The organism is Streptomyces sp. NPDC006265 (assembly GCF_040613555.1).
Taxonomy (GTDB): domain Bacteria; phylum Actinomycetota; class Actinomycetes; order Streptomycetales; family Streptomycetaceae; genus Streptomyces.
In genome coordinates, this window is record NZ_JBEXSH010000745.1 from 1 (window position 1) to 4,590 (window position 4,590).

At 71.9% G+C, this 4,590-nt stretch carries 4 protein-coding genes and 1 pseudogene; 1 reads left to right on the top strand and 4 read right to left on the bottom strand.

What is annotated here, in order from left to right; all coding sequences use genetic code 11:
- From ABZ281_RS38925 to ABZ281_RS38935, 3 genes are all read right to left on the bottom strand, one after another.
- On the bottom strand, positions 1 to 834 hold an 834-nt coding region (locus ABZ281_RS38925), incomplete at its 3' end, for an SDR family oxidoreductase (RefSeq protein ID WP_356662728.1).
- A 90-nt stretch (positions 835 to 924) separates the two neighbouring features.
- Positions 925 to 1,554 (bottom strand): MBL fold metallo-hydrolase, encoded by a 630-nt coding sequence (locus ABZ281_RS38930; RefSeq protein WP_356662729.1) that lies wholly within the window; start codon positions 1,552 to 1,554, stop codon positions 925 to 927.
- Positions 1,554 to 2,642, bottom strand: a complete 1,089-nt coding sequence (locus ABZ281_RS38935) for an S-(hydroxymethyl)mycothiol dehydrogenase (protein ID WP_356662730.1) — start codon at positions 2,640 to 2,642, stop codon at positions 1,554 to 1,556. Before ABZ281_RS38935 ends, ABZ281_RS38930 begins: the two co-directional genes overlap by 1 nt.
- Before the next feature lie 161 nt (positions 2,643 to 2,803).
- Here ABZ281_RS38935 and ABZ281_RS38940 point away from each other — a divergent pair, with 161 nt between their 5' ends.
- Positions 2,804 to 4,516: an ABC transporter ATP-binding protein gene (locus ABZ281_RS38940; RefSeq protein ID WP_356662731.1), complete on the top strand. Its 1,713-nt coding sequence runs from the start codon at positions 2,804 to 2,806 to the stop codon at positions 4,514 to 4,516.
- Here the strand turns inward: ABZ281_RS38940 and ABZ281_RS38945 are convergent.
- A pseudogene (locus tag ABZ281_RS38945) lies at positions 4,515 to 4,590 on the bottom strand (NAD-binding protein); the annotation flags it as partial. The gene ABZ281_RS38940 and the pseudogene ABZ281_RS38945 overlap by 2 nt on opposite strands.

Genomic DNA, 4,590 nt, shown 5'->3' on the forward strand with positions numbered 1-4,590 from the left:
GTCGAGGTCGGTGAAGCCGTACACCCGGGCGAGTCCGCCGCTGGACAAGGACTGCCCGTTCCAGCGCGCCACGTCCGCGTCGGCGGCCAGTGCGGCCACGGCCCGGCCCACGTAGTGCGGGGTCTCCGAGATGGCGAAGTGGGGAACGCGCTCCAGCGCGTCGCGCCAGTTCTCCTCCCGTACCCCGAAGCCGTCCAGCATCAGCTCCGAGCGCAGCCAGCCGGGGGTGAGGGCGACGGCCGTGGCGCCGCGCGAGCCGAGTTCGTGGCCGAGGGCTTTGGCCATGCGCAGCACGGAGGACTTGGCGAGGTCGTAGAAGAAGTTCACGCGGTAGTGCGCGGCGTTGTAGTCGGCGGTGCCGTCCGTGACCTCGACGACCAGGCCACCGGGGTTGCGCAGCAGCAGGGGCAGGGCGTAATGGCTGGTGACGGCGTGCGTCTCGACGGCGAGCCTCAGCAGCCGCAGGCCGTTGTCGAGGTCATGCTCCCAGAGGGGGGTGTCCCACTCGAAGAGCTTCTCGCCGCCCCAGATGTCGTTGACCAGGACGTCGAGGCGGCCCTGCTCGTCCGCGATCCTGTCCACGAGGGCCCGGACCCGCGAGCGGTCGAGGTGGTCGGTGGGGACGGCGATACCGCGGCCACCGGCGGCGGTGACCAGGTCGGCGGTGTCCTCGATCGTCTCGGGCCGGTCGTACTCCGAGCGGCGGGCGCGGGTGGTGCGGCCGGTGACGTAGACGGTGGCGCCGGCCGCGCCGAGTTCCACGGCGATCCCCCGTCCCGCGCCCCGGGTCGCCCCGGCGACCAGTGCGACCTTGCCCTGCAACGGAGCTGACATGTCCGACCTCCCATGACCGTGACTGCTTGTCGCCTCCAGGGTCACGGGTAAGCCGGACATCTTCTGTCGCCTTTTACCGGCGACACGCGGTCAGTGGCCCCGGGCGATCCATTCCTGAAGCTGCGGGGCCTCCGCGCCGATGGTCGTGGCGTCGCCGTGGCCGGTGCGGACCGTCGTCTCGGGCGGCAGGGTCAGCAGCCGGTCACGGATCGAGTCGATGATCGTCGGGAAGTGCGAGAAGGAACGGCCGGTGGCGCCGGGGCCGCCCTGGAAGAGGGTGTCGCCGGTGAACACCGTGCCCAGTCCCGGGTCGTAGAGGCAGACCGCGCCGGGCGCGTGCCCCGGGGTGTGCAGGACGCTGAGGTCGGCTCCGCCGGCCTCGATCATCTGGCCGTCGACCAGCCAGGCGTCGGGCTCGCGGTCCGGGTGGGTCTGCTTCCACAGCGGCAGGTCGTCGTGGTGCAGCCAGATAGTGGCGCCGGTGCGCTCGGCGAGGGCGGGGGCGGCGTCGATGTGGTCGTTGTGGGCGTGCGTGCACACGATGGCGGTGAGCCGGCGGTCCCCGACGGCCTCGGCGATGGCGTCGGCGTCGTGGGCGGCGTCGATGACGATCGCCTCGTGGTCGTCGCCGACGATCCACACGTTGTTGTCGACGTCCCAGGTGCCGCCGTCGAGGCTGAACTGGCCGGAGGTGACGAGGTGTTCGATGCGCGTCGTCATCACAGCACCACCACCGAGCGCAGCACGTCGCCGTGGTGCATCCGCTCGAACGCCTTCTCCACCTCGTCGAGCCCGATCGTCTCCGTGACGAACGCGCCGAGGTCCAGACGCCCCTGCAGATGCAGGTCGATCAGCATGGGGAAGTCGCGGGACGGCAGGCAGTCGCCGTACCAGCTGGACTTCAGAGACCCGCCGCGGCCGAAGACGTCGAGCAGCGGCAGTTCGAGCTTCATGTCGGGTGTGGGGACGCCGACGAGGACGACCGTGCCCGCGAGGTCACGGGCGTAGAAGGCCTGCTTGTACGTCTCGGGGCGGCCGACGGCCTCGATGACGACGTCGGCGCCGAAGCCACCGGTGAGCTCGCGGATCGCCTCGACCGGGTCGACCTCACGCGAGTTGACGGTGTGCGTGGCACCCATGGAGCGGGCGGTCTCCAGCTTGCGGTCGTCGATGTCGACGGCGATGATCGTCGCCGCTCCGGCCAGCTGCGATCCGGCGATGGCCGCGTCGCCGACTCCGCCGCAGCCGATCACGGCGACCGAGTCGCCCCGGCCGACGTTGCCGGTGTTGATCGCGGCGCCGATGCCGGCCATCACACCGCAGCCCAGCAGTCCGGCGACCTGCGGGGCGACGCCCGGATCGACCTTGGTGCACTGTCCGGCCGCGACCAGGGTCTTCTCCGCGAAGGCACCGATGCCGAGGGCCGGGGACAGCTCCTGGCCGGTCGAGGCGAGGGTCATCTTCTGCTGCGCGTTGTGGGTGTCGAAGCAGTACCAGGGCCGCCCGCGCAGACAGGCCCGGCACGTCCCGCACACCGCACGCCAGTTGAGGATGACGAAGTCACCGGGCTCGACGTCGGTGACACCGGGGCCGACCGTCTCGACCACGCCCGCCGCCTCGTGGCCCAGCAGGAACGGGAACTCGTCGTTGATGCCGCCCTGCTTGTAGTGCAGGTCGGTGTGGCACACCCCGCAGGCCTGCACCTGCACCACGGCCTCGCCCGGGCCGGGGTCGGGTACCACGACCGTCTCGATCCGCACCGGCTCGTCCTTGCCGGGGGCGATCACGCCGCGTACTTCCTGGGCCATGGTGCTGACTCCTTCGTCGGCCGGGTCCGTTCCCTGCCGACCCTACGCGCGACTGATCGGTAAGGGGCGCGGATCGGCCGGCCTGTTCTGTGCGAAAAGGGCAGGCCGCGCGGGTCGGCGGCGACGTAGCCTGAACGCTCCGCCGACGCCGAGGGAGCGCCGTGAGCATCGCAGAGACCGGGACCGCCACACCCCCGTGGCGGCAGCTCCTCGGATACGTACGGCCGCACCGCTGGTCCCTGTTCGCCGGTGCGCTGCTCTCGCTGGTCACCGGGGCGACCGGGCTGCTGCTGCCGCTGGTGGCGCGGGGCCTGATCGACGACCTGTCGCACGACCGGGCCATCACCGGCGCCCTGCTGGCGATGTCGGCCCTGGTCGTGGCCAACACGGCGGTGGGCGCGCTGGGTTCGTACGTGCTGACGCGCACCGCCGAGTCGGTGGTGCTCGGCGCGCGGCGCGTTCTGTCGTCGTATCTGCTGCGGCTGCGGATCACGGCCGTGGACCGCAGCGAACCCGGGGACCTGATGGCCCGCATCACCTCCGACACGACGCTGCTGCGCGCGGTCACCACCGACTCGCTGGTCGGACTGGGCACGGGCGGGCTCACCCTCGTCGCCACGGTGGTGATGATGGGCCTGGTGGACGCCGTGCTCCTGGGCGTCACCCTGGCCGTGATCCTGGGTGCGGGTGTGATCCTCGGGGTGATCGTGCCGCGTATCAACCAGGCCAGCCGGCAGGCGCAGAACGCGGTCGGGGTCATGGGCGCCTCGCTGGAGCGGATCCTCGGCGCCCTGCGCACGGTGAAGGCGTCCGGTGCGGAGCACCGGGAGGAGCGGACGCTGCACGAGGCGGCTCAGGAGTCGTGGCGGCAGAGCGTGCGGGCCGCCAAGTGGTCGGCCGCCGCGGGCAACACGGCGGGCCTCGCGATGCAGATCGCCTTCATCACGGTGCTCGCCGTGGGCGGCGCCCGGGTCGCGACCGGCGCGGTCGACGTGGGCACGCTCGTCGCGTTCCTGCTGTACGTCTTCTACCTGATGTCGCCGATACAGCAGGTCGTCGGCGCCATCACCCAATACCAGACGGGCGCCGCGGCCCTCACCCGCATCGAGGAGGCCCTGCGCCTGCCCTCCGAACCGGCCGCCGAGGCCGCCCCGCTGCCCTCCCCCGGTGCCGAACCCGCCGCCCTCGCCTTCGCCGACGTCCGCTTCCGCTACGCCGACGACCTGCCCCACGTCCACCACGGAGTGACGTTCACCGTGCCCGCGCAGGGCATGACGGCGTTCGTCGGCCCGTCCGGCGCCGGCAAGACCACCGTCTTCTCGCTGATCGAGCGGTTCTACGACCCCGAGTCCGGCGTGATCACGCTGGACGGGCGGGACCTGAACGACTGGGAACTGCCCCGGCTGCGCGCCGCGATCGGCTACGTGGAGCAGGACGCGCCGGTCCTGTCCGGCTCCCTGCGGGAGAACCTGCTGCTGGGCAATCCGGAGGCGGACGAGGACGCCCTTGCGCGGGTGCTCAAGACGACCCGCCTCGACGGTCTGGTCTCCCGGCTGCCCGGCGGCCTGGACACGCTCGTCGGGCACCGCGGCACCAAGCTGTCCGGCGGTGAGCGGCAGCGCGTCGCCATCGCCCGCGCACTGCTGCGCCGCCCCCGGCTGCTGCTGCTCGACGAGGCGACCTCGCAACTGGACGCGGTGAACGAGGCGGCGCTGCGGGACACCGTCGCGGACGTGGCGCGCACGACCACGGTCCTCGTCGTGGCGCACCGGCTGTCGACAGTGACGATGGCCGACCGGATCGTGGTGATGGACGCGGGCCGGCCTGCCCAGGGGCGACGGCGCGCATTCTTGCCCTACGGCATGTGTTCCTGACCTCGGTGCCGAAGGACTTCCACGCGGAGGCGAACTCGACGCCGATGACACCGCCGCCCAGGATGATCGCGGAC